The following is a 23592-nucleotide window of genomic DNA, read 5'->3' as shown; positions in this document are numbered from 1 at the left end:
GGGCCACGCCCGCTGTGGCCCGCCGCGGCGTTCCATATTCATGGACGCTGCGTTCGGCGCCAGCCAGCTTCCAATGCCGGGCAGATCAACTATCGTTTCCAACCAGGGATAAGCCAACCGCAACGTCACCCTGGAGTGGAATACATGAACCAGCTGAACTGCCTGCCACAAGACGCGATCTTCTGGGGCCACGACATACTTCCGACGGCTGTCGCGTCGCTCGACCAGCACGGCATCCGGCGCCCGCTGACCTTTACCGTCGAGCCGCTGCGGGACTTCCACGCGCAACACCTGCAGGCGCACGTGAAGGGAGGCGTCGGCGTCTTTACCGACCTGCCGCCGCATGCGCCGGATTTCGGGGTGCGTCGCGCGCTGGGGGCGTGCCTGCATGCCGGTGCGGACTCGATCATCGCCCTGGGCGGCGGCTCCGTGATTGACGCCGCGAAGGCTGTCTCCCATCTCCACCATCAGGAGACCGGCCGCCACCTGGCCATCGCCGCCTTTCCGACCACGTTGTCGGGCTCCGAGTTCTCGCACTATTTCGGCATCACCGAGACCACGGGACCCCAGCCGTTCAAGCGAAGCTATGCCGTGCGGGAGACGGTGCCGAAAGTCGTTGTGCTCGACCCGAAGCTCCTGCTCAACACCCCGCGTGAATTGCTGCTGTCCTCGGCAATCAAGGGCATCGATCATGCCGTGGAAGGCATGCGCCAGGTCACCGTGGACCACCCGCACGCCATCCTGGCGGCGGCTGGCGTGGAGCGCTTCTTTGCCGTGCTGGAGAAATGGCCGCAGCAACTCGATACGCAGCGGGCGCTGCGCGAAGGGCATGCCAGCACCGATGACCTGCTGCAACTCCAGCTTGCCGCCTGGCAGTCCTACTTCTTTCCCGCATCGGTCATCTATGGCCTGAGCCACCGCATCGGGCACATCCTGGGTGGAACCTTCGGCCTGCCACACAGCATCACCTCCTGCATTACCCTCGCCCCGGTCCTGCGGGCCTGCGCGGAATGCTACGGCGACAAGCTCCAGGTTTTCTGCCGCGGCCACGCCACCAGCAACGCTGCGGCACTGCTGGCCGACAGGATCTCCAATGTGGTGGAGCACCTCGGACTTCCAGACCGGCTTCGCGCGCTGGACTTCGACCGCGCACAGCTGCCGCAAGTCGCCGCTTTGCTGCAGCAAAACTATAGGAACGAAGTCGGCGATCTGGGCGATGGCCATGGCGCGACGCTCCATGGCTTCCTGGAGAGCCTGTGGTGATGGAAAAAGACTACGGACCGTCCAGCGCATCGGCGCCAGCCGTGGGGCTTCGCGAGACGCTCGCGAACCTTGGCAGGGGACGTACGACGGCCTATGCACTGACGGAACTGGCGCTTGCCCGGGCCGAAGCCAGCAAGAAGGATTTCAATGCCTTCTCGGTCATTGACTGGGACCGCGCCCTCAAGGCTGCCGCGGAAAGCGACAGGCGCTACGCGGCAGGCCGGCCGAGGCCGTTGGAAGGCCTGCCGGTAGCGGTCAAGGACCTGATCGATACCAGAGGCATCGAGACACGCTACGGCTCCCTGGCCTACATGGGTCACGTTCCGAACGCCGACGCCGACGTTGTCAAGGCGCTCGTGGACAAGGGCGCGATCATTATCGGCAAGACCACGACCCATGAGTTCGCCTGGGGGGTAACAACTTCCAGTGTCGCCTTCGGAGACACCCTGAATCCCCTGGACAAGCGACTGATTCCGGGCGGATCCAGCGGCGGTGCCGCCGCGGCCATCGCCGCCGGCGTGGTTGCGGCAGGGCTTGGCACCGATACCGGCGGCTCGGTGCGGATTCCCGCCGCCCTTTGCGGGGTCGCGGGCTTCAAGCCGACACTGGGCACACTTTCCACGCGCGGCATCTTTCCGCTGGCGCCCTCGCTGGACCATCCGGGCATCCTCGGACAGGGCGTCGACGACATCACGGTGCTTGCCGAGGCCTTCGACATTGCCATTCCCGAAAGCGACGTCTGGCTGTCAGCGCGGCTCGGCGTCATGGAGGGCATTCCGCCGGTGCCGGCCGAACCGGCGGTTTCCGCGGCATTCGCCAATGCCATCGAGACACTCCGGAAGATATTCGCGTGCGAGTCCGTAGACTCGGCGGACCTGTTTGATGGTGTCTACGACGCGTTCGCATCCATCGTCCTGACCGAAGGCAGCATCGAACACTTCAGGCGAAACGACGAGGCCCGCATTGCCGGACACTACAGCCAGGAGACCCGGCAGCGCCTGGACCTGGCAAAGGGCATGGTGGTGCGGGACTATGCCGGCGCCCAGCAAACGCGGCACGGGCTGAGACGCCGGCTCGAGGCGAGGATGGCAACGCTGGACTACCTGGTGTTGCCCACCTGCCCGTGCCTGGCACCGGCGCTGGACGCCAGCGACATTGCCATCGACGGGTGGTCCGGTACGGTCCGCCAGGCACTGATGAGCTATACCTCGCCGTTCAATATCGCGGGCTTTCCTGCCATCTCCATCCCCTTGTTCTCCACCAGGGGCATGCTGCCCGCGGCCATGCAGATCGTTGCCCACCCCGGTGACGACGGCGCGCTTTTGAAAATCGCCCTGGAAATGGAGCGCATGCTCCAGCCCGATGCCAGTTCCGTCACCAACAACGCCTGAAGAGCATTGCCAACCCGGAGGAGTACAACATGCAACAAGCACAAGCGACAGCAAACGACCCGTCCATCGAAAGCGCGACCGGACACACGCCGTACAGTTCCTGGCTGCAGACCGAAGCGCTGCACACACTGCAGCGCCCGGTCAGCGACCATCCCGGCGAGTATGGATTCATCGTCGTCGCCCAGATCTCTGAACTCTGCTGGATGCTGATCATCCGGGAGATCCAGGCGGCGCAGGCCCACTTGCGCGCGAACAATCTCATCGAAGCGCAGCGCGCGCTGCTGCGTGTCGTTGCCCACCATGAACCGCTCAATGCCACATGGCGCTCGATCGCCTGGATGACGCCAACCGATCTGCTTTCCATCCTGTCGCGTGTCGGCGCCCGGCATGGCCAGGACACGGCGCTCCAGGGCTGGACATACCGGCACATGGTGTACTTGCTGGGGATCAAGCAGGCCGAGCATCTCCAGCACTTTGTCCCCCAGCCGGAGCGCCGGGCCCTGCTGAACAATGCATTGTCCGAGCCGAGTCTTTACGACGACGTGCTGGCGTACTTGTCCCGCGCAGGCATGAAGCTTCCGGAGACGTTGCTGACCCGAAGCCTGAGCGAGCCATACGTGCCGCAAGAGGAAGTCGAACAGGTATGGCGAACCATCTACGCCGACCAGGCAGGCAATGCCGGGTTGGTCCAACTCGGCGAAACGCTGGCGGATATCGCCGAAGCCTTTACGACCTGGAAGTTCCGTCATCTGATGGCCACTCGCCGTACCTTCGGCGCCCGACCTGCCTACTTTGGCACCGAAGGCATTGCCTGGCTGAAGCCAACGCTGGACGAACTCCCGTTTCCCGAGTTGTGGTCGGCCAGGGGGTTCATCGGCGAACCGCCCGCAGGCTGCCCGCACCATATCAAAAAGGAAGGCTGATTCCTGCTAAGCCAGCCTTCTCACGGCTATGAAGGAGCCCGCCGGAAACGTTGCATTGATTACCGGCGGGCGGGATCACGCCCGTTGCCTTCGCGGAGCGCTTGAAAACGCTGCCACCAACAGCGGTAAGCCGTGGCGATGCCGGCGAACTCGCCTTGCGCGATCCCGGAAAGCATGTACTTTCGCCCTGGCGAGCGCTAACAGCGTCTTGATGCCTACCCATGGATTCCATAAGCACTGGCGTACCTGCTCGCTCCGCCCGACACCTGACACACACCATGTGCAAAAGTGTTCGCAGTTATTGGTCAGGAACTGATATTGGTCTTCGCCAAGGCGGGCCTTCGCCCTCTCCACCACATCGATTCCGGCATAAACGGCATCCGGCTCGGACTTGATTTTTATAACCCTTCCTGCCGCGAAGGCGCGCAACGCTATGTATTCTATGGGGCGCCGTTTTGCCGAATGATCAAAGCCCCCGTAGTGAATGACCTGCCCATCTCCCACATAAATGCCGTGGTGGGTGTAGCCATCCCGCTCGCTAATAAGATGGGCACCAGCTTCGATCGTACGTTCCGTGCTGTCCAACTCTGGCGAAGTCGTGTGCCAATCAATAAACAGAGTTTCCATGGCGTGCCACTATTCTTAAAAGCGATGTAAGTACCGCTGGTGAACCTCATGGATAAACCCATCGGCGCGCAAATGATCCTTCCCCCTGTCTGAAGGCAAAACGAGTGCCTCCGAGGAGGTTCCTCCCAGGAAAAGTGCTCACTGCATCACGGTTGGCTTACGTTCACCCGCCGGCGCCGACTAAATGACAGTCAGGCACGGATTCGCTGGCAAAAATGGATCGCGATTTGGGGGCGGATATTGGATTTCAGATCAAGCCGCTGAGCGCGGCTGCCATGGCAAGCCCGACATTGGCCGCTACCAGCATGATCCAGCTTGCTAACCAGAACAGAGGTCCGAGACGAAACATGATTGCTCTCCCATAACGGACTCAACGACTCGTCAACTCATTCGGTCGAGCTGCGTTGCATGTCGGCATAGTAGGTCCCGGGTCCCTGGCGGAGTAGATATGCATCCGACCACTCGCCGTTTCCGTCGCGACAACAATGCGCACGGCCATCGCCAGTCGTGAATCCACACCTCCGAGCGTCATGGATACTCCAGCTTCATCCGCCTTCTGGATTGGTGCAAAACCGGAAACACCCTGAGTCCTTCCCCGGCGCTACCGCCACGATCCGCAGTGGCCTAATATTAACTTGGGTTATCCCGAAGTCTCCTCAACGTTCGAGGTGCATGATGGACAACGAGAAGCTGCAAGCTCCGCCGGTTTCCCTCCTCGACAGGTATCGGGGCCGGGATTTCGAGCCCTTGTACACAACGACGGTCACCGTTTCCGGCGGCCAGACGGGACACGGCCGCGCGTCTGGCGTGGCCCGTTCGGATGACGGAAATCTCGATGTGGATCTGCGCCTGCCCACGGAACTCGGAGGACCTGGCAGCGGGACCAATCCCGAGCAGTTGTTCGCCGCGGCCTTTGCGGCTTGCTTTCACGGGGCGCTGAATTTGCTCGGAAAGCGTATCAACAGGGAGATCAACGACACCACTGTCGAGGCAGAGGTTGCGTTTGGCCGTGATCCAATGGATGGAGGCTACGCATTGATCATCGATATCCGGGTCCGGATGCCGGGCGTTGAGCGAAACGTGGCAGAAGAGCTGGTTCGAAATGCGGAGCGCCTATGTCCGTATGCGAAGATGGCCAGGCAAGGGACTGTCAATATCGTGGCTGTTGTCGACTAGGGAAGGCTACTTTGGCGAGAACGTGCGGATCGGAGTGGTCAAGCGCTGTCAGTTCCCTTTTTGTCCTGGAAGTCGCTCAGACACTGCAAATCGAGGGTGCGGATCTCCTCCGTCATGAAGTCAATGAAGACGCGAATGCGGGTCGGCAGGTGTTGCCGGCTCAGGTAGCAGATGTAGTGCCCGCGATCGTCTGGGGCATGCTTCGCCAGAGCCACAACAAGCTCATCGGCCGCGATGTGGTCGCAGATCTGATAGCCGGGCATCTGCGCGATGCCCCGTCCCTGCAGCACCGCCCGCAAGACCAGGTCCGAGTCGTTGAACGCGAGCCGGGCCTTCGGATGGTATTTCCGTACCTGACCGTCGACCTTGAACTCCCATTCGAATACCCGGCCGTTCGGAATGCGGAAGTTGATGCACTCATGCAGGCTCAGGTCCTCCAGCGTTTGCGGCAGGCCATGCGCTTCCACATAGGACGGGGCAGCGCAAAGTGCCATTTGCATCGGAATCAGCTGCTTGGCAATGATGCTGGAATCCTCGATGCGGCCATTGCGGAACGCGACGTCGATCTGCTCGGTAGTAAAGTCAGTCAGCCGGTCGTCGAGCAGCAGATCGACGTCGATGTCGGGGTAGGCTTCCACGAACTTTGCCAGCAAAGGCGCAACGACCTTCCTGCCGAAGCCTACCGTCGCGCTGATGCGGACCAGGCCGCGTGGCGGGCCCTGGCGAAGCTCGAGCATGTCGTTCATGGCCTCCACCAGATGCGTGACACCCTGGTGGCAGTTCTCGAAGAAGCGTTCACCTTCGCGGGTCAGTTGCGTGGTGCGCGTAGTGCGCAGCAGCAGCCGGGTACTCAGCTGCGCTTCGAGCTTCTGGACATTCCTGCTCACCGCCGAACGGCCGATGCCAAGGCGCTCGCCGGCCTTGGCGAAGCTGCGCTCGCTGGCAACGGCCATGAACGCCATGATCCCTGCATAGCTTGCTGCAAAGCTCGTAGACAACGCATCAGCGCGATTCGGCAAGGTGAGACGGAAGCCATTCTCCGATGTGTCCGATTGATCCATTTCTGGTGTTCCCACAGATTTCCGATGTTCGACCGGGTTTCCTCCGCTGCGTACGCAGCACAGGCCGTCGCGCGCCCTCCTGACTACTACGGGCGTCTCCTTGTGGGTGAATGAGCTTCGGAGACGAGGCTGCTGCGCTGCAGTGCAGGATCAACATCGACATTCGCAGCCATGGTGTTTACCGGGGCCAGGCCGAATGCCTGTTGGTTGCGCAGCTGTCACGTTGAGTCAGACGAAAGGGGGTTCGTGCTCACAGGCCGGCCTGCCGAGAGCCACTTCGGCAAAATGCGTGCCTGGCATCTCGCAATTGACTGACGCCGGCCCCAACCGCTCACCCACTTGCCGACGAGTCTTGGATGTTAATAACGCCCTCATGCGTCGTAAATGACAGCGTTCCCAAATTTTCTGCCAGACTGCCAGCCCCGCTCTGCGCGCCCTCGCGGATCTGATCGGCGATTGGTGCGTAAATGGAAACGCAGCCGCCCACCCTGCCGTCTTGACCCCTTGTATCGGGGGTATCTAGACTCACTCCCTACGCCCTGTCGCGACGGCGACTTCCGGCAGAGCACGATGCAGCTTGCCAGGCGCATGCCTTGATCATGCGCGGAAGCACCGGATTCGATCCATGACCTCATTGTCTTCCATACTCTCTCGCAGTCCGGCGAGCGCCCGAACCGATGGTGCGCGTCGGCCGGCCCGGTCCCGGCGGGGTGACCATCGCGCGGCATCGCGCCGTGCCGAGGCCAGTCATGCCACGTAATATTCTCTTCGTGGCCTATCCAGATGTGAGCCTGCTCGATCTCGCTGGCCCCCAGACGGTGTTCTGGGCTGCGTCGAACTACGCGCGGGAGCGAGGCATGCCCGGCTACCGCTGTCATACCGCCAGCCTGTCTGGCGGCACGGTCGCGGCGATGGAAGGGACGACGCTGCAGACCGCGGCCATAGCATCCTTCGACATGCGAAGCATCGACACGGTCGTTGTCCCGGGCTCCGCGAACATCATCCAGGTCGCGAAGAACTCCGCGTCGCTGATCGAGTGGCTGCGCACCGTTCCCCGCGAAGTCCGGCGCGTCGCCTCGGTATGCAGCGGTGCATTCCTGCTGGCCTACGCGGGATTGCTCGACGGCAAGCGCGCTACGACCCATTGGCAGATGCAAGACCATTTTCGCGCACTGTTTCCCACGGTAGACCTGGACCCAGAAGCCATCTTCGTGCAGCAAGAGAATCTCTGGACCTCGGCCGGCGTCACCACTGGCATCGATCTCGCGCTTGCCATGGTGGAGGCCGACTATGGCCACGAGGTTGCGCTGAGTACAGCGAAGGAACTTGCGGTCTTTATGAAGCGGCCCGGGGCGCAGCCCCAGCTCAGCGAGATCCTCATCACGCAAAGCCGGCAGGTGCCGGTCTTCGAGACGCTGCATCTCTGGATCATCCAGAACCTGTCCAGGGAAGAGCTTTCCGTCGAGCAGCTTGCGGACCACGTAGGCATGAGCCCGCGGAACTTTGCGCGGGTCTACAAGCAGAAGACCGGGCGCACGCCCGCCAAAGGCGTCGAGCATTTCCGGGTGGAAGCCGCCCGCCGATTGTTGCAGGACCAGACCCGGCCGGTCGACCAGATCGCGCGTGAGTGCGGCTTTGGCAGCGAAGAGCGGATGCGGGTGACATTTCAAAGACACTTTGGGCTTTCTCCCAGCGAATACCGGTTGAAGGTGAATCGCTAGGTCCACGGCTTCCCGCCACACAGCCTTACCCACTCGCATTCTCCCCATCGACGACAAGCAGGCAGCTGCCCCGCATCCGGATTGATGCCAAACAGGAAACACCGTGCGTTCCGAGTCGATCTGGCGCGGGGACACCACTTTACCTACCATGGTCTCGTGGATTCTTCCACCTTCCACCTGGAGAGGCATCATGAAGATTGTTGTCATTGGCGGTACCGGTCTGATCGGCAAGAAGGTTGTGGCGCGACTCGCCGCACAGGGCCATGACGTGGTCGCCGCCGCACCGCAAACCGGCGTCAACGCGTTGACGGGCGAAGGCCTGGCGGGAGCGCTGGCCGGCGCGCAGGTCGTGGTGGATGTCGCGAACTCCCCTTCGTTTGAAGACAACGCCGTCCTGAACTTCTTCGAGACGTCGGGCCGCAACCTGGCGGCAGCCGAGAAGGAGGCGGGCGTCTCCCACCATGTCGCGTTGTCCGTTGTCGGCACCGACAAGCTCTCGCAGAGCGGCTACTTCCGCGCCAAGATTGCCCAGGAGGCGCTGATCCGGAATGCCGGCATTCCCTATACGATCGTCCGCTCGACGCAGTTCATGGAATTTCTCGGCGGCATCACGCAATCCGCTGCGGAAGGCGACACCGTACGACTCTCTCCCGCAATGATCCAGCCGATCGCTTCGGATGACGTCGCGCACGCCGTGGCCGACAGCGCGGTTGCCGATCCGGTCAACGGCATCGTCGAGATCGCCGGGCCGGAGAAATTCCAGATGAGCGCCCTCGTTCAACGTTATCTCAAGGCGATTGGCGACTCCCGGACCGTAGCGGCCGATCCTTCTACGCGCTACTTCGGTGCCGAGCTTCAGGAGAATACGCTCGTACCGGAAGGCAAGGCGCGCCTCGGGCGCATCGGCTTCGAGGCATGGCTGAGTCAATCGCAACAAAAATAGTCCGGTGCCCAGCCACGGCGATGCATGACGCGGCGATTGGTGCCGACGTGACAACAACGTGGGCACCTTGGCGGTACTACCGGCATGCCGTACCGAAGTCTAGGATTCACCCCAAGCCGTTCCTGCGGCAAGCACTGCAGCGCAGGTTCGGTGAACACCACCCCGATCAGCCCATCAGGAGATGTCATGACGCAACGCGTAAACTACTTTCAGCAATCCCCGGAACTGGTCAAGAAGCTCGTAGAGTTCGGCGGGCTGTTCCAGAAGACCACCATTGAGGAGCCCATTCGCGAACTCGTCGAGATTCGCGCATCGCAGCTCAACGGCTGCGCGTTCTGCGTCGACATGCATATCAAGACGGCAAAGATCCACGGCGAGCGCGAATTGCGCCTGCACCACGTGGCGATCTGGCGCGAGTCGACGCTGTTCTCGCCGCGCGAACGCGCCGCGCTGGCCTGGACCGAGGTGCTGACCAACCTTCCCGGCCATGGCGTGCCCGACGACATCTATGAGCGCGTGCGCACCCAGTACAGCGAGAAGGAGCTGTCGGATCTCACGTTCCTCGTGGGGGCGATCAATACCTGGAACCGCCTGAACGTGGCGTTCCGCACGGTGCCTGGTTCCTTGGACAAGATGTTCGGGCTCGACAAGGCCAATCTGGAGTGATGCCATGAAGACGGTCGTTTCCATTGCAGCAACCCTGATCGTGTCGTGCCTGATGGTTGCACCGCCGGCAGTCGCCTCACCGGATGTGAGTGTCAAGCAGCTGCGCACGGAGCCGTTGCCCGAGTATCCGGGGAAGGAAGCCGAGATGATCGTCGTGGAGTACGCGCCGGGCGCTGCCGATCCCGTGCATCGCCATGACGCGCACGCCCTGGTCTATGTGCTCGAGGGCAGCATCATCATGGGCCTCAAGGGCGGAAAGGAAGTGACGCTCAAACCGGGCGATACCTTCCACGAAGGCCCCAACGATATCCACACCGTCGGGCGCAATGCCAGCAAGACGCAGCCGGCAAAGTTTGTCGTGTTCCTGATCAAGAACAAGGGCGCACCGATCCTGACGCCGGTGAAGTAGCCGCGGCCCATTCAGGCACCGGCAACGCCGGTGCCCGCCATCCTGCCGGCAAGAACGGCGCCACTGCATGTTCTTGCCGCGCCCGCTGTTTTCCAGAGTTGCGATCCATCGGTCCGCGCGTGACCCGCGGCCGGCGGCCGCCCTCTGCCAGTCGAAATCGGCTGCCGCGCCTCTGAGGCCGGCAGTATCCAGCGTAAGAAGAGAGGTAACCACTATGAAACGAAATATCCTGATTGTTGGCGGCGGTTTTGCCGGGCTTTGGGCAGCGCTCGGTGCGGCGCGTGTCATCGATATGGAGCGCGAAGCCGGCTCGGATGTCGAAATCACGCTGGTGTCGCCCTACCCCGAGCTTCACGTACGGCCGCGCCTGTATGAAGTCAATCCCGAGCAGATGGCGGTGCCGTTCCTGCCGTTGCTGGATGCCGTCAACGTGAACTTCATTGAAGGCACGGTCGAGCGTATCCATCCCGCGGACCACTGCGTGGATGTCACCACGGCGGGCGGCGAGACGAAATCCGTCAACTACGACCGTCTGGTCCTGACCAGCGGCAGCCGCCTGTTCCGTCCGCCACTGCCCGGCCTGGCCGAGCATGCATTGGCCGTGGACCAGCTCGGCGACGCCGTCGAGCTGCGCGAGCACCTGGAAAGCCTGGCTTCGAAGCCGGACACTGCGGCCCGCAATACCTTCGTTGTCGTGGGCGGTGGATTCACGGGGCTTGAAGCGGCAACGGAACTGCCGGAGCATCTCCGTACCGTCCTCGGCGAAAACGTCCGCCCGCGCATCATCATCGTGGAGCGCTCGGACGCCGTCGCTCCGGATCTGGGCGCCGGTCCGCGGCCGGCGGTCATCGAGGCACTGAATCATCTCGGCATCGAAACCCGCGTAGGCGCGGGCGTGGTGTCGGTGGATGCCGGCGGGGTCGTCACAGCTACCGGCGAGCGCATCGACGCCAACACCGTCATCTGGACGGGCGGCATGGTGGCCAGCGGATTGACCGCGCAGGTATCGCCGAACGTTGATCGCCAGGGCCGCATGGAAGTGACTGGCGATCTTCGCGTGACCGGTGCGAAGGACATCTTTGCCGCAGGCGACGTGGTGCGGGCACTTACCGACGACGAGGAGCACTACTCGCTGATGTCGTGCCAGCACGCGCTGTTCATGGGCCGATTCGCCGGCTATAACGTTGCCGCCGACCTGCTTGGCATCCCGACCATCGAGTACCGCCAGCCTTTCTATGCCACCTGCCTGGATCTGGGCGCGTGGGGCGCGGTCTATACCGAAGGCTGGGACCGGCAGGTCAAGCTGACCCACGCGGAAGGCAAGGCGCGCAAGCAGATGATCAACACACAATGGATCTACCCGCCTGCTCCCGATCGCGAGCAGGCGCTTGCGGCAGGCAATCCGCATATCAGCTACGAATAAGACGTTCTGCTTTCTCCCTGTTGGCCGACGCCTTCCCCTCCGGGGCGTCGGTTTTTTCTTGCCCTCCGTCTGGCATCGAGGCAATCGCCGTTCGCGTGCCGCTGAAAGGGCCGTGGATCGGCAAGCCGCTTTACCGGATCGTCACAAGTCAGCAGCCCGGGCGGCGTACTCCCACCACCCGGGGCACCGGCCAGGTTACAGCAGGCAGATCCCCAACTTCCCGTATTACCTCGTTGCCACACGGGCGCAAGCCAGCCCCCCGTGAGAGCGCGTTCGTCCCTGCGTCCTGAAGTCATCTGTCAGGCGTTGGCCGCGTGCGCGCTGTTCCCGGGCCAATCAGTTTTGGCACCGTGATGGGCGCACGCAAGAAGTACTAAGGAAGCACAGCCCCTCTCATGCAGTTCGAATTGGTAATAAGCGCGGGCGTAGAATCTCACCTGAAGACGCCATCGAGAGACGTCACGTCATCGACAATCATTTGAGGAGATTCCATTGAAGCCGTCGAGGAACCACTTGGTTGCGCTGCTGCTCGCCATGTCCAGCACCGCCCACGCCAGCTATCCGGACCGCCCCATCAAGCTGATCGTGCCGTTCCCGCCCGGACAGGCCACTGACATCTTTGCACGCGCCCTGGCCGAGAAGCTTGGCAAGCAGCTCGGTCAGTCAATCGTGGTGGAAAACCGCGCCGGTGCCGGCGGCAACATCGGCATGGAAGTGGCTGCGAAAGCCCCGGCCGATGGCTACACGCTTGTCATGGGCGGCAGCGCAATGGCCATCAACCAGACGCTTTACAAGAAGGTTAACTACGATCCACGCCAGGACTTCGCGCCGATCTCGGGTGTGTTCTCGGTGCCGTTGATCTTCCTGGCCACGCCGCAATCGGGCTTCACGTCATTGCGCGACCTGATCGCCAAAGCCAAAGCCGCACCGGGCAAGTACAGCTACGCCAGCGCCGGCATCGGCGGCACCCAGCACCTCTCTGCAGAAATGCTCAAGGCACAGACCGGCGTGTTTATCGTGCATATTCCCTACAAGGGCAGCGGCCCCGCGCAGGCGGACTTCCTGGGCAACCAGATTCCGCTGATGGTCGATTCCGTCACCGCCGCGATGCCGCTGATCCAGACCAACAAGGCCGTGCCGCTGGCCGTAACAACGTCAAAGCGTGTGCCGCAGTTGCAGTCGGTGCCGACTGTGCGTGAAGAAGGCGTACCGGGTTTCGAAGCGCTTGGATGGGCGGTGATAATGGCGCCCGCGGGCACGCCGCCGGCTATCGTCAAGCAACTCAATGCGGAGACGGTGAAGGCGCTGCAATCGCCTGATCTGCACAAGTTCATTACCGACCGAGGTTCGGAGCCGATGCCGATGACGCCGGTTGAGACGGGAAAGTTTGTGGATAGCGAGATTCGGAAATGGGCGACGGTAGTGAAGCGGTCGGGAGCAACGGCCGATTGAGGGCCCATTGGTTCAGAGCGCGGCGGCGATTACGCCGAAGGCATAGACGAGCTGGTGTTCATGGCTGCCTTTCTTGAGAGCGAGAGCCTCGTGCTACCCGGCGGCGCTGGCACGCTTGCACGCATGAACCATCGCGGGCCCGGCAGGCCGCCGATCGGTTGCAGCGACTGCTTTCAGAAAGGACCCAGCGACGAGGCCGCGACCAAGGTGCTTGGCACTCAGAAGTTCGCCTCGATGGCCATCCTGGCGCCCTCGGGCACCTCGTTCGGAATGACCCGGTGCGCAAGAATCGCGTAGCTTCGAGCAGCCGCCACTGCCGTGGGATTCACCAGCCGCTTCGGGCCTCCCAACCACGCAAAATGATCTCTCCCGTCGTCACTACTGAACCAGGCAAAGTCGCCGATGCAGTCAAGGCCGCGCTTCACCATCTTCAGCAGCGCCAGTGCTTCCTCTGAAACACCTAGGTGCCGTCCTGTGTCATGAATGACCGTGGCCAGATTGCGGAGCTTGTTGGTCGAGGTGCCTTCCCCGTTCGCCTGGCCAGGTAACAGCTCGACGACCAGAATCCCCCTGTGCGCAGTGATGCGTGCATGCTGCATAGATCCTCCCAACGGATGCCTGTCGCCTTACGACCTTCTGCATTGACCTAGCAAGTTTTCGGCCAGGCCTTGCCAAATGTGCAGCTTACAGTCCCTGCATGACATTACGACGCGGCGTTGGCATGCGGACGCGGCATGGGGCGCGGCATGGGGCGCGGCATGGGGCGCGGCGATCGACGGCCGGCGGGCCCCGCCAGGCCAAGCCGATTGCTGACGCCGGTGTGGCGGGATTGGTGCGGTGTTGGTACCGGCCCGGCAGTTTCCGCTGACCGTTGGACTGCAGGCGACTCGCCCTGCTGGCCGGGAGCGAATGGATCTCGTTGTTTGCCGTCGTCGTGACGGCAAAGCAGGCACGAAATTGGTGCACTCATTCAATGCCGCTGGGAGAAGTCCCAGCATCGAATGCGCCCGCCCTCGCAGCCGACTTGGTGCACTTAAGGACGTGCGCCAAGGCGGCCCGCAAATCACACCAGCGCAACCCGTCACTCCTATGGCAAGGCACTGCCCTATCCTTGCTATTGGAGGCTGCGCGCGGCAATCCTGCCGTCGGGCATAGGAATAGGCTGTTAATCAGGATCGCGTCAAGAAAGCGAGGGAAATCGGCCCTTTGCCGATTTCCCCGAGTCTTGCCGCCAGGCCCGCAGGCGAGCCGGTTCGCTCGCCACCCGACCCTTCCTGGAGGATTCGAATGACAATCGCTAGCGCAGTTTCCGCTCCGCTAGCCGGGGCGTTGATGTGCCTGTGCATCGGCAACGCCAACGCCATCGGCATGCAGGTGTCGTCCACTTCGTACGCCGAGGGAGCCACGATCGCTTCGCTGTATGCGCATGATGGCATTGGCGGCGACCAGAAGCCCTGCGGTGGCAAGGGCGTGTCGCCGCAGGTCTCGTGGTCGAAGCTTCCCGCGGGCGCAAAGTCCGTCGCCATCCTGATGTATGACATGGACGGCGCCGCCGGTCTCGGGGTCTCGCATTGGGTCGCCTACAACATTGCCGCGAATCGCGGTCAGCTGAAGGAAGGCGAAGGCAAGGCGGACGGGCCTGGCATCGCAGTCGGCAAGAACGTGCGTGGCGAGGCGGCGTACCGCGGTCCCTGCGCGCCAACCGGCGAGACGCCCCACCATTACGTCGTTACGGTCATCGCGACGGATCTGGAGCCGAACCTGCCTCCTGGCATGACGCGCGACGAACTGATGGCTCTGCTCAAGGGGCATGCCCTGGAGGCCCAGAGCTTTGTCGGACGGTTTGGGCGGTGAAGGGCCCGGAGCTTCCGCTTCGGCCGAACTTCAGTCGCGCATGGAAGTATGTGCGAACGTCTGTAAATCGATAGCAGGCGGCAGGTGTGCTGCTGGTCAGCTAACGTCATTTTCTACCGACGAGATACTGCACCCCTTCCAGGCCAGATCGCTCTGAGTGCCGGACGGTGGCAACGGGACCACTTGCCGTCTGCTGCGCCACCATGGGGCGACATACGAGCTTTATGTTTGAAAATTCTACGGCACCGTGTTCATTGGCATGCGCCTATGGCAAACGATGCTATCGCCGCTGCCATGGCGCCATTGGGCTAGCGCCGGATCGCCTTGCACGTTGACCCCCAGGGCCACCACGGCCAGGTCGCCAGCCATTGCGCGCATCGGGGCCGGCGCAATGCCCGCCGCCAGGGCATCGCCGAGTTGATGCACCCATGGCTCCCGAACTCTCCCCCTGGCTGCCGGCGACCAGGAGCAGGCCCGTCGGTTGCGATACTGCCGCGCAGCCATCAGTTGCCACGCAGTGGGGTTCAGCATATCGTGGAAAACCGATATCTCGACGCCGGCACTATCGAAATCGACTGCGGTTCGCGCTGACAGCGCGACTGACTCGCCGTTCAAAGGAGATATCCATCACCGCCCCTTGCGTGAAGCGCTCCCGGGGATAGTGTTCAAGTGCGACACGCGTCGCACTTGAACACTAGTTGCCTTCAGGGTCGACGCTGGCATTATGTTTGCCACTGGATTTCCTCACCACCTCAGTCTTTGCGTCGTTCTGGCACGAGGCATCCTGCAACGTGACATGCCCCGTGGCGCTTCGACATTAATAGATGGCCTGGCCCGCGGCATTTGTGGCCGTGACGAACATCGCGATTATCAGATGTCTCAGAGCGCGAACCCCTCGTCAGCCATCGCGACCCGATATGGCCATCTCGCTTGAATGGTCTAGAGGACAATACCGTGCTCGGCCGTTGGCGCGGGGAAATCGCGCTTCTCGCCAAGCATGTCCATGAGTTCGTGTTCGATCTTCCGGCAGATCTGTGCCATGGGCACATCATTGGCGTTTCCTTCGAACGGGTTCTCCGTGCTTTCGCCCACTTGCTCCAGCGCGAGGTACATCCACGAGATCATCGTGCTGAATGGAATGACCAGCCAGATCATGTTGCCATGCATGATGCCTGAAACGTTGGCATTGAGCTTTTCGAACTCCGTAAGAATGCCAAAAGGCAGCAGCAGGCAAAAGGTACGGACAAAGAGCTTATTGATGACCGCATATTGCCTGGGATACGGAAAGTCCTTGATACGCTCCGCCCGTCCTTGCTGCGCGAAGAAGCCCCTGAGCGATCCTGCCAGCTCCAAATAGAAGGCATTGCTGATTTCGCCGGCGTCAAGCAACCACTTGATCCTCGCTGACTGCGTTCCGAGCAACCGGGTTGTCTTGATCTCGGCGTGCAAAACCGAGTCGAGCTCGGCCTGGGGCAGATACCGCGCAAGCGCCTGTTCCAATGGAGTCTCCCATTCTGGGACCCGGTAGTACTTCCGGTACTCCAAGTTGGATACCTTGCCCGCATTTTCCCAGATCCTTGGGGTTCTCAGTTGATAGCGGAGCGCCGTCAGCCACGCGCAATGCCGGAGAATCAGTTCCCGCCCGGCCGCCTGCCCTGCCAGAAGGTCCCGGCTCATCACACCCAGAAACCGGCTGCCATTCAGGATATCAGTCCAGATCTGCTGTGCCTCCAAGGCCCTGCTGTAGGTCTGCACGTTCCGGAAACCCACGATGAATGACGTGGCGGTGCCCAGCAGCACCACAACCGAGACCGGGATCGACAGCCATTTCAGCCCGAAGAACTGATAAAGGACAACGGGCAGCGAACCGCATGCCAGCGAAGCATAAAGTTGCCGTCTCGACCAGAACGTGAACTCGGATAATGTGTACGATTTTCCCAGGTGCATGGTGCGCATCTCGCGGCGGTGTGGCAAGTCGCAGGGAGAACGGCCGAACCGTCTCAGTCAGCGGACCTCGTTCACCGACGCCGAAATGGAGCGTCGCGAGCGTTCTCTGATCTCATGTTGGCAGACAAGGTGTCAATCAAGGGGCAAGAAGCCTCATTGCCATTGGCGTGGCATTGCCCAATGAGATTCTTCAGTTCCGCTCGCAATCGTCGCAAATCCTTCAATCTTTCCTCCACAAGACTGAGCTTTTGCTCGGCCAGTGCGCGGGCTGTGCTGCACGTGCCGCCATCGTTCTGTCGCAGCAGTACTCGGACTTCATCCAGGGTGAACCCGAGCGACTGGGCCTGGCGAATGAAATGAAGCCGCTGCAAGCTCTGTTGCGAATACTGGCGAATGGCGCCATAGGCACGCTCTGGCACCGGCAGCAGCCCGCACCGATGGTAGTAGCGTACCGTCTCCACGCCAACACCAGCCGCCTTGGCCAGCTTCCCGATTGTCAGTGTGTGCTCCATCGCTTGACTCCGTACCTTGGTACGGACCTAGGCTATTCCTAAACCGCACATAAGGGAAGGGCGAATTGCATTTCGATGGGCAACGCCGGGGATCAGGTCGCCAGGCACGGTGACCGTCTACTGCCCATCGGCAGTGATGGCAAAGGAAAATGATGAGCGCCGTCAAGCTGCAGTCAATCATCACCTGCCCCAAGTGCGCGCATGCAAAAGAAGAAACTATGCCCATTGATGCCTGCCAGTGGTGCTATGAGTGCGAGCGCTGCCACGCGGTACTAAGGCCCAAGGCCGGTGACTGCTGCGTCTTCTGCTCGTATGGCACCGAAAGGTGCCCGCCCATGCAGCAACAGTCTTGCTCGTGCTGTTCGCCGACGTCTGGGACTTCTCGCTGAATCGCATCACTCACGCAGGCCATTGCTGTTCCAGGCCAGAATTCGACGGGCGCGATCAACGAGATCAGTGGACGAAATGGTAGCTCTTCTGTTGCCGGCGCAGGCACAGCGATGCATGACGTACCCTCGATGCGGCTTCTCCCGGATGACCAGCTCTTACCCAGCCACGCTTGTCCGCGGGAACGTGTTTTTGCTCGACAGTACGCGGCGACGCCCGTTACACGTCGCGGGAAAAATTTAGAGAGGGGTCATTATGCAATCGCGGATCATTCGCGTTCTGCCCGCAGAACATGGTTGGGCATTGGAGTTCGGCGAACTCAATATAATGGCCCAGAGATTTCCGACCATGGAAGCGGCAATCGCTGCGGGTTGGGACGTGGCCAGGCGAGAGAACGCCGAATTGCACATACATCGTCACGACGGGGATGTGCACTTGCACAACGCGTGCGGCGACAAGCAACGGGAGCCGCAGCGGTGACGCCGCACTAGCCCGCCGGAAAAATTCCGCCAATCAGTCCAAAATTGGCCAATGGCCGCGTTGACCGAAGCTTCGGTCGTTCGCAGAGTGGGCGTGCGAACGTCCGTAGGGGTCGGGAAGCGCCGACCGGCGCCCTCCACTCAGTTGGCCGCAGTCGGCCCCCATCGCTCTCACCGCCGCCGCTATTCTGAAAAGCAACCCGCCGGATTTTTGCAAGTGGGTGCCGGGACTCGTTCGCCGATGGTGTCCGCCCTGCTGGCCGGCACCGTCCGGAGCCGCGCGGGCGCAACTGGCAACGTGGCTCGGGAAGTACTATCCTCCCATGGGCTCAGGTAAGGAGGCCAGATGTCGCAAAGTTCTCGGCATTTTCGCAAAGCGAATCTCACTGTTCTCTGCGTGGCAGGCTTGCTCGTTTCGTGTACCACACCGAGGCTATCGGCTCCGCCCGAACTCCAACCCGCCGACGCGCGTGGAACGATCGCGGTGCTGCACGCATCCGGTGTACAGATTTATCAGTGCAAGCGCGCGAGCGACGGCCGGTTGCTATGGACCTTTTCGGCCCCGGAAGCAACCCTGAAGGACGACACCGGACAACTCGTCGTCAAACACTACTCTGGGCCGACCTGGGAAGCGCCTGACGGCAGCAAGGTGACCGGCAAGGTGCTGCGACAGACGCCCAATGCGCAGGAGCCGGACAGCATTCCACTCTTGTTGTTGCAGGCAACGAGCACCGGCGGGGCTGGCCTGCTTGCGAGGACGCGTTACGTGCAACGGCTGAATACGCAAGGCGGACAGGCCCTCCCTCAGGCCTGCACCCAGGAGGGACAGGAGAATCGCATGCCGTATCGGTCGGACTACGTCTTCCTGGAATAGGCAAGGTGAGGCTGGCAGGTGCCGTGCCGGTTAGGTGCTGCCCGCTGGCAGTGGCCTGCTGGTTGTACAGTTTGGTGACACCGCAAGTCCCGTAGTATTGAATCAACCAGGGCACTGTCGCTACGTTCAGAATCGCATCCTTTCAATAAAGACGAGAAACCCGCGCCCGGCTAGGCGGCGCGGATATCGTCAACGCATGGGCTTGGGAGGCTCAGAAGGGCTGGTGTTCAGAGGACGAACTAGATTGGCTCATCCGACGGCTCGGCGTGCTGCTGCAGGCAAAAGCAGATGGCTAGGAGGGAAGCGTGCCGCTTCAACTGAAGGATGCCATCGACAAGCTGTACCGCCCGCCGAAGGACGGTACACGCCAGGTGTTGGCTGTGTCGAGGGATGTGGCGGAGAGGCTGCCGCGATTGGGGTCGGTTGCAGTCATCTCCGTGACTGCGCCTGGAAGGCCACCGGCTAGCCTAGGTGGTTTCGAGCGCGTCCTACGGCAAAGTTTCGCGGACGTAGACTTCATGAACCCGGACCTTTCGGCTAGGGCCAAGGAGAAGCTCGCATATGCCTTCCGGCCGGAGCATGCAGAAGCGATTCGGGAGTTCGTGCAGGAGCTACCGGCGCAGGTGACAACTATCGTCGTGCACTGTGAAGGCGGGTATTCGAGGTCGTGCGCAATCGCGCTGGCACTGAACCGGCTATATGGCTACTCCACCGAGATAGAACGCACTGCCCATGCGAATCAGTCAGTCGCGAATCTGCTCATGCAGATCCACACCCGCCGTGGCGACTGACCTCACCTTTTTGCCGCGTGGGTCCGATGGTGGTATATATTGAAAAAAGACGAATTGAGGTTTGGCTACCTCTCGACTCGTCCGACGGGAGCGCGTCCGTAATGACGGCGCAAGGGTCGAGAAGGTAAGCGGAAGCCACATTTCGAAGCCGTATCAGTCGACTTCCAAAATGTGCCTAAAGGTTGAGAAGCCCATACGCGGCGCGGGTTTCCGGGCGATTTTGGCCTCCCCTCTCAACCTTTAATAGGTTGCTTCTCAACCTTTAATACTCCGGCACAACGGTTGCCGGCTATGAGATAAGCCGCAACCTACAGAAACTTAAATAAATTCATCCCCTGAATCTGCATAAACGACTGCTGCGCCCCCTGCAGCGCCATCTGCCGCTGGTAGTACTCGGTAATCGCCGCCGCATAGTCCAGGTCCTGGATACCAGATAGCGTCTGCGAATATGTCAGGTCGCGGTTGGTCCCCACATCATCCAGCGCATCCAGCTCCTGCATGCGCGAGCCCACCGACGAACGCACCGTCAGCACATTGTCGAGCGAGTTGGAGAACTGGCGCGTGGCGGTGGCCAGCACGTTGTTGAGGTTGGCCTGGCTGCTGGCGGTGGAGTTGGGCTGGCGCAGCGTGTCGATCACGGTCTGCAGGTTGGCGAACATGTCGGTGCCGGCCTCGCTGGCGGGCTGCATGGTCAGGGTGTCGCCGTTCTTGGGATCGCCTGTGACGTTGAAGCTGACACCGCCCACTTCGATATGTGCCGGCGAGTTGTAGGCGAGAGGGCCCGCCACCACTGGCGGCGGAGCCGGCACTGACAGGTCGGTGACGCTGTATTCCATCTGGCCGGCGGCGTTGGCCTGGAAGGTGACCTGCAGCGAATGGCCGTACAGCGCATTGCTCGGATCGGTGGTGGATACCGTGCCAAAGCTGGCGCTGCCGGTATTGGCGCTGTTGCCCTTGACCACGTAGCCGGCGCCGCCAGTCACGCTCATGAAGACCTCGCGGCCGTTGTTGCCGGCCGGCATCTGGCGGGCCACGTCGACCTGCAACAGTTGCTGGCCGGTGTCGCCGATGTAGTTGCCGGCACCAGTGCTCTGCGTGAACGGCGCATTGCCGGAGCGGGTGCCGCCGAACAGGTACTGCCCGTTGCCGTCGTCGGAGTTGGCCAGGCCGAGCAGCTGGTTGTACAGGCCTTCGAGCGAGGTTGCCACCGAGGCACGGTCGCTGTCGCTCATGGTGCCGTTGCCGGCCTGCACCAGCAGCGTCTGGATATTCTGCGTGATGGTGGTGACCGACTGCAGCGCGTTCTCCTCTGCGCTCAGGGCGATATTGGCCTGGTTGCGCGAGGTGGCGTACTGGCCGTTGACGGCCTGCGCCTGGCTAACGCCCAGCGCGCGCGTGGCGCCGACCGGGTCGTCGGAGGGCGTGAGGATGCGGCGGCCGGTGCCGAGCTGCTGCTGGATATGCAGCAGCGAGCCCTGCTGGTAGTTCATCGACGCCAGGCCTTGCTGGTACAGGGTGGAGCTTGCAACGCGCATGGTGATTTACCTCTCGAATCCGTAGGGCTTGAACGATTCAGACGCCGATGCCGATGATGGTGTCGAACAGCGAGCTGGCGGTCTGGATGACCCGCGCGTTGGCCTGGTACAGCTGCTGGAAGCGCAGCATCGACACGGTTTCCTCGTCCATATTGACGCCGGACACCGACTGCTGCGCGGTCTTGATCTGGGTGGTGATGCTGTCCTGCGAGGCCGAGGCGATCTTGACCGACTTGGCCCGCGTGCCGACGTCGTTGACCAGCTGCGCATAGGCTTCGCTGAAGCTGGACACGCCGCCGATGGTCTTGGCGTTCTGCAGCTTGGCCAGCGTCAGCATGTTGCCGTTGTCCTTCACCCCGCCGGCATTGCTGCCCAGCGTGAACGAGTCGCCCGCCTTGGGCGCGCCGCCGAAGCTGAACGTCAGGCCATTGATGGTGTAGTCGGTATTGCTGCCGTTGGGCACGCCGACCGGCGCCGGCACCAGCGGCGCACCGCCGGCGTCGGTGAAGACGTAGTTGGTGCCATCGAAGGTGGCGGTGATCTTGCCGGCCGGCAGCGTAAAGCCCGGGGCGACATTGCTCAGGCTGGCGGTGCCGCTGCCCTTGTTGGTGGCCGCCGCATCGGCGCGTGCCGGCGAGGCCGCGGCGATCTTGGCCGGGTCGGTAATCGCCATGTCGAAGCCAGTGGCGGCGTTGCGCGTGGGCTGGATCGTGAACGAATCGTTGGTGCCCATCGCCGCGTTGATCTGCACGGAGAAGCCGTCGGCGGTGAACGCCAGCGGATAGGTCGCGCCGCCCCCCGGTACCGGCGTGACCACCTGCTTGTTGTCTGACAGCCGCGTCAGCGTGTAGTTGGTGCCGTCGAAGTGCAGGGAGTAGTCGCTGGTGGTCAGCGCCGAGGCGTTGTTGATCGTGGCCGTTGCGACCGTGGTAATGGCGGTGTTGTTAGCGTTGGGCAGCACGGTGGCGGTGCCCAGCTTGAACATGTCGGTGCCGACGGCGCCGTTCAGGTCCATGCCCAGCTTGTGCTGCGCGTTGAAGCTCTCGCCGATCGCCAGCGACAGGCGGCCGATCGCGCTCTGCGCAGCATCCAGGGTCTCGGTGCGGAACTGCAGCAGGCCGCCCAGCGAGCCGCCCTTGATCGCGCCCGCCTCGCTTTCATACACGCTGCCGTTGGGCAGGGTGTAGGCGACGACGGTGCGGTTTGGATCGGCTGCCGAGGGCACGGCCTTGAGGTCGTACGAGTCGCTGCCCATCACCAGCGGCTGGCCGTTGCCGACGAACACGTTGTAGGTGCCGCCGTCCTGCACCACCACCTTGGCGCCGACCAGCTTGGTCAGCTCGGCCACGGCCTGGTCGCGCTGGTCGAGCAGGTCGTTGGGCGGCTGGCCGCCGGAAGCGGCCTTCAGGCGCGTGATTTCCTGGTTCAGGTTGGCGATCTGCTTGGTGTAGGCATTGACCTGCGAGACCGCGGTGCCGACCTGGTCGTTGACACCGGACTGCAGCTGCTTGAAGTAGTTGCTGGCCGAACGAACCTGCCCCACCAGTGCCTGGCCGGCCGAGAGCATGCCCTGGCGCGCGGCCGGATCGGCCGGCGTGTCGGCCACGGCCTGCACCGCCGCGAAGAATTTCTGCATCAGCGGTGCCAGGCCGCCCTTCTGGTCGGCCAGCAAGTTGTCGATCTGCGCGATCTGGTCCGAGTACGCCGCCAGCGATGCGCTGGCCGAGGTGGCGCCGCGCAGCTGGCCGGTCAGGAACTCGTCATAGACGCGGATCACCGTGGTGGTGTTGGAGCCGTAGCCGTAGAAGCCCTGGCTGGTGTACTGGCCGCCGGCCGAGGCCACGATGGTGTTCTGGCGCGAGTAGCCCTCAGTCGCCGAGTTGGCGAAGTTGTGGCCGGTCGTCGTCAGCGCGTTCTGCGCGGTGTTCAGGCCGGAAAGACCAATACTGAAGAGAGACATTGTGCAATGACCCTGGTTTTGTTGGACTGCCGCGGCGTGGGCCGGCGGTGGTGGATGTGGGAGATATCGGCTGGTTGGGGGCGGGACTTTAGTGGGGCGAGTGGAAGATTGGGCATGTTTGCTTAGCTGCAAACGGCGGCGCGTGGCAGGCGCTCGGCCAGGACGCCATCACGTCGCGCCCTGCAAGTTTGCCCCCCT

Annotated in this window: 23 protein-coding genes; 15 read left to right on the top strand and 8 right to left on the bottom strand. The window is 62.3% G+C overall.

The annotated features are described in order from the left end of the window. Positions 1-144: 144 nt before the first annotated feature. From AC10V3_RS22045 to AC10V3_RS22035, 3 genes are read left to right on the top strand one after another with little or no spacing between them, the layout of a single operon-like run. Positions 145-1263, top strand: a complete 1119-nt coding sequence (locus AC10V3_RS22045) for an iron-containing alcohol dehydrogenase (RefSeq protein ID WP_490924020.1) — start codon at positions 145-147, stop codon at positions 1261-1263. Then, positions 1263-2654 (top strand): amidase, encoded by a 1392-nt coding sequence (locus tag AC10V3_RS22040; RefSeq protein ID WP_041681667.1) that lies wholly within the window; start codon positions 1263-1265, stop codon positions 2652-2654. Before AC10V3_RS22045 ends, AC10V3_RS22040 begins: the two co-directional genes overlap by 1 nt. A 29-nt stretch (positions 2655-2683) precedes the next feature. Continuing rightward, the gene (locus AC10V3_RS22035; RefSeq protein ID WP_022537506.1) at positions 2684-3577 is read left to right on the top strand and encodes a tryptophan 2,3-dioxygenase; all 894 of its coding nucleotides are present in this window, start codon (positions 2684-2686) and stop codon (positions 3575-3577) included. A gap of 75 nt (positions 3578-3652) precedes the next feature. On the opposite strand, the gene AC10V3_RS22030 is transcribed toward AC10V3_RS22035, so the two are convergent. Continuing rightward, positions 3653-4204: a lecithin retinol acyltransferase family protein gene (locus AC10V3_RS22030; RefSeq protein WP_022537505.1), complete on the bottom strand. Its 552-nt coding sequence runs from the start codon at positions 4202-4204 to the stop codon at positions 3653-3655. Positions 4205-4879: 675 nt separating this feature from the next. On the opposite strand from AC10V3_RS22030, the gene AC10V3_RS22025 reads away from it, so the two are divergent. Beyond that, entirely contained in the window at positions 4880-5380 is a 501-nt protein-coding gene (locus AC10V3_RS22025; protein ID WP_022537504.1) for an Ohr family peroxiredoxin, read from the top strand. Positions 5381-5418: 38 nt separating this feature from the next. On the opposite strand, the gene AC10V3_RS22020 is transcribed toward AC10V3_RS22025, so the two are convergent. After that, on the bottom strand, positions 5419-6441 hold the full coding sequence (locus tag AC10V3_RS22020) for a LysR family transcriptional regulator (protein WP_022537503.1): 1023 nt from the start codon (positions 6439-6441) through the stop codon (positions 5419-5421). 749 nt (positions 6442-7190) lie between these two features. Here AC10V3_RS22020 and AC10V3_RS22015 point away from each other — a divergent pair. The 6 genes from AC10V3_RS22015 (at position 7191) to AC10V3_RS21990 (ending at position 13055) form a co-directional block, all read left to right on the top strand. Next, the gene (locus tag AC10V3_RS22015; protein ID WP_051369994.1) at positions 7191-8162 is read left to right on the top strand and encodes a GlxA family transcriptional regulator; all 972 of its coding nucleotides are present in this window, start codon (positions 7191-7193) and stop codon (positions 8160-8162) included. A gap of 190 nt (positions 8163-8352) precedes the next feature. Then, positions 8353-9105: an SDR family oxidoreductase gene (locus tag AC10V3_RS22010; protein ID WP_022537501.1), complete on the top strand. Its 753-nt coding sequence runs from the start codon at positions 8353-8355 to the stop codon at positions 9103-9105. A gap of 186 nt (positions 9106-9291) precedes the next feature. Further along, on the top strand, positions 9292-9771 hold the full coding sequence (locus tag AC10V3_RS22005; RefSeq protein WP_022537500.1) for a carboxymuconolactone decarboxylase family protein: 480 nt from the start codon (positions 9292-9294) through the stop codon (positions 9769-9771). Positions 9772-9775: 4 nt separating this feature from the next. After that, positions 9776-10180, top strand: a complete 405-nt coding sequence (locus tag AC10V3_RS22000; RefSeq protein WP_022537499.1) for a cupin domain-containing protein — start codon at positions 9776-9778, stop codon at positions 10178-10180. A gap of 214 nt (positions 10181-10394) precedes the next feature. Continuing rightward, the gene (locus AC10V3_RS21995; RefSeq protein ID WP_490924017.1) at positions 10395-11603 is read left to right on the top strand and encodes an NAD(P)/FAD-dependent oxidoreductase; all 1209 of its coding nucleotides are present in this window, start codon (positions 10395-10397) and stop codon (positions 11601-11603) included. Between the two features lie 534 nt (positions 11604-12137). Then, the gene (locus AC10V3_RS21990) at positions 12138-13055 is read left to right on the top strand and encodes a Bug family tripartite tricarboxylate transporter substrate binding protein (protein WP_051369993.1); all 918 of its coding nucleotides are present in this window, start codon (positions 12138-12140) and stop codon (positions 13053-13055) included. Between the two features lie 218 nt (positions 13056-13273). Here AC10V3_RS21990 and AC10V3_RS21985 read toward each other — a convergent pair whose 3' ends face one another. Then, on the bottom strand, positions 13274-13654 hold the full coding sequence (locus AC10V3_RS21985) for a hypothetical protein (protein ID WP_041681665.1): 381 nt from the start codon (positions 13652-13654) through the stop codon (positions 13274-13276). 688 nt (positions 13655-14342) lie between these two features. Between AC10V3_RS21985 and AC10V3_RS21980 the strand changes: the two genes are divergently transcribed. Further along, complete coding sequence (locus tag AC10V3_RS21980; protein ID WP_022537494.1) at positions 14343-14909, top strand: YbhB/YbcL family Raf kinase inhibitor-like protein; 567 nt, start codon at positions 14343-14345, stop codon at positions 14907-14909. A 237-nt stretch (positions 14910-15146) separates the two neighbouring features. Here the strand turns inward: AC10V3_RS21980 and AC10V3_RS21975 are convergent, their stop codons facing one another. The 3 genes from AC10V3_RS21975 to AC10V3_RS21965 form a co-directional block, all read right to left on the bottom strand. Next, positions 15147-15524, bottom strand: a complete 378-nt coding sequence (locus tag AC10V3_RS21975; RefSeq protein WP_022537493.1) for a hypothetical protein — start codon at positions 15522-15524, stop codon at positions 15147-15149. A 324-nt stretch (positions 15525-15848) separates the two neighbouring features. Continuing rightward, the gene (locus tag AC10V3_RS21970; protein WP_490924016.1) at positions 15849-16856 is read right to left on the bottom strand and encodes a bestrophin family protein; all 1008 of its coding nucleotides are present in this window, start codon (positions 16854-16856) and stop codon (positions 15849-15851) included. Between the two features lie 71 nt (positions 16857-16927). After that, the gene (locus AC10V3_RS21965) at positions 16928-17368 is read right to left on the bottom strand and encodes a MerR family transcriptional regulator (RefSeq protein ID WP_022537491.1); all 441 of its coding nucleotides are present in this window, start codon (positions 17366-17368) and stop codon (positions 16928-16930) included. A gap of 152 nt (positions 17369-17520) precedes the next feature. Between AC10V3_RS21965 and AC10V3_RS21960 the strand changes: the two genes are divergently transcribed. The 4 genes from AC10V3_RS21960 (at position 17521) to AC10V3_RS21945 (ending at position 19899) form a co-directional block, all read left to right on the top strand. After that, positions 17521-17757: a GDCCVxC domain-containing (seleno)protein gene (locus AC10V3_RS21960; RefSeq protein WP_349607052.1), complete on the top strand. Its 237-nt coding sequence runs from the start codon at positions 17521-17523 to the stop codon at positions 17755-17757. Between the two features lie 253 nt (positions 17758-18010). After that, positions 18011-18235, top strand: coding sequence for a DUF2188 domain-containing protein (locus AC10V3_RS21955; RefSeq protein ID WP_022537490.1), 225 nt, complete (start codon positions 18011-18013; stop codon positions 18233-18235). Positions 18236-18580: 345 nt separating this feature from the next. Continuing rightward, positions 18581-19108, top strand: a complete 528-nt coding sequence (locus AC10V3_RS21950) for a DUF3455 domain-containing protein (RefSeq protein ID WP_022537489.1) — start codon at positions 18581-18583, stop codon at positions 19106-19108. A gap of 305 nt (positions 19109-19413) precedes the next feature. Then, on the top strand, positions 19414-19899 hold the full coding sequence (locus AC10V3_RS21945; RefSeq protein WP_022537488.1) for a hypothetical protein: 486 nt from the start codon (positions 19414-19416) through the stop codon (positions 19897-19899). Between the two features lie 308 nt (positions 19900-20207). Here the strand turns inward: AC10V3_RS21945 and flgL are convergent, their stop codons facing one another. Together flgL and flgK are read right to left on the bottom strand one after the other, a co-directional pair. After that, complete coding sequence (gene flgL, locus AC10V3_RS21940; protein ID WP_022537487.1) at positions 20208-21434, bottom strand: flagellar hook-associated protein FlgL; 1227 nt, start codon at positions 21432-21434, stop codon at positions 20208-20210. A 37-nt stretch (positions 21435-21471) separates the two neighbouring features. Next, positions 21472-23394 (bottom strand): flagellar hook-associated protein FlgK, encoded by a 1923-nt coding sequence (gene flgK, locus AC10V3_RS21935; protein WP_022537486.1) that lies wholly within the window; start codon positions 23392-23394, stop codon positions 21472-21474. Positions 23395-23592: the final 198 nt, after the last annotated feature.

The sequence above is a fragment of the Cupriavidus sp. PB-02 genome, from assembly GCF_058252315.1.
The sequence above is the reverse complement of the archived record's forward strand: the minus strand, read 5'-3'. Positions and strand labels throughout refer to the sequence as shown.

Bases quoted from the DNA above. Each gene is read 5' to 3' on its own strand.
- AC10V3_RS22045 (WP_490924020.1), top strand. From the start codon at position 145: ATGAACCAGCTGAACTGCCTGCCACAAGACGCGATCTTCTGGGGCCAC.
- AC10V3_RS22040 (WP_041681667.1), top strand. From the start codon at position 1,263: ATGGAAAAAGACTACGGACCGTCCAGCGCATCGGCGCCAGCCGTGGGG.
- AC10V3_RS22035 (WP_022537506.1), top strand. From the start codon at position 2,684: ATGCAACAAGCACAAGCGACAGCAAACGACCCGTCCATCGAAAGCGCG.
- AC10V3_RS22030 (WP_022537505.1), bottom strand. From the start codon at position 4,204: ATGGAAACTCTGTTTATTGATTGGCACACGACTTCGCCAGAGTTGGAC.
- AC10V3_RS22025 (WP_022537504.1), top strand. From the start codon at position 4,880: ATGGACAACGAGAAGCTGCAAGCTCCGCCGGTTTCCCTCCTCGACAGG.
- AC10V3_RS22020 (WP_022537503.1), bottom strand. From the start codon at position 6,441: ATGGATCAATCGGACACATCGGAGAATGGCTTCCGTCTCACCTTGCCG.
- AC10V3_RS22015 (WP_051369994.1), top strand. From the start codon at position 7,191: ATGCCACGTAATATTCTCTTCGTGGCCTATCCAGATGTGAGCCTGCTC.
- AC10V3_RS22010 (WP_022537501.1), top strand. From the start codon at position 8,353: ATGAAGATTGTTGTCATTGGCGGTACCGGTCTGATCGGCAAGAAGGTT.
- AC10V3_RS22005 (WP_022537500.1), top strand. From the start codon at position 9,292: ATGACGCAACGCGTAAACTACTTTCAGCAATCCCCGGAACTGGTCAAG.
- AC10V3_RS22000 (WP_022537499.1), top strand. From the start codon at position 9,776: ATGAAGACGGTCGTTTCCATTGCAGCAACCCTGATCGTGTCGTGCCTG.
- AC10V3_RS21995 (WP_490924017.1), top strand. From the start codon at position 10,395: ATGAAACGAAATATCCTGATTGTTGGCGGCGGTTTTGCCGGGCTTTGG.
- AC10V3_RS21990 (WP_051369993.1), top strand. From the start codon at position 12,138: ATGTCCAGCACCGCCCACGCCAGCTATCCGGACCGCCCCATCAAGCTG.
- AC10V3_RS21985 (WP_041681665.1), bottom strand. From the start codon at position 13,654: ATGCAGCATGCACGCATCACTGCGCACAGGGGGATTCTGGTCGTCGAG.
- AC10V3_RS21980 (WP_022537494.1), top strand. From the start codon at position 14,343: ATGACAATCGCTAGCGCAGTTTCCGCTCCGCTAGCCGGGGCGTTGATG.
- AC10V3_RS21970 (WP_490924016.1), bottom strand. From the start codon at position 16,856: ATGCACCTGGGAAAATCGTACACATTATCCGAGTTCACGTTCTGGTCG.
- AC10V3_RS21965 (WP_022537491.1), bottom strand. From the start codon at position 17,368: ATGGAGCACACACTGACAATCGGGAAGCTGGCCAAGGCGGCTGGTGTT.
- AC10V3_RS21960 (WP_349607052.1), top strand. From the start codon at position 17,521: ATGAGCGCCGTCAAGCTGCAGTCAATCATCACCTGCCCCAAGTGCGCG.
- AC10V3_RS21955 (WP_022537490.1), top strand. From the start codon at position 18,011: ATGCAATCGCGGATCATTCGCGTTCTGCCCGCAGAACATGGTTGGGCA.
- AC10V3_RS21950 (WP_022537489.1), top strand. From the start codon at position 18,581: ATGTCGCAAAGTTCTCGGCATTTTCGCAAAGCGAATCTCACTGTTCTC.
- flgL (WP_022537487.1), bottom strand. From the start codon at position 21,434: ATGCGCGTTGCAAGCTCCACCCTGTACCAGCAAGGCCTGGCGTCGATG.
- flgK (WP_022537486.1), bottom strand. From the start codon at position 23,394: ATGTCTCTCTTCAGTATTGGTCTTTCCGGCCTGAACACCGCGCAGAAC.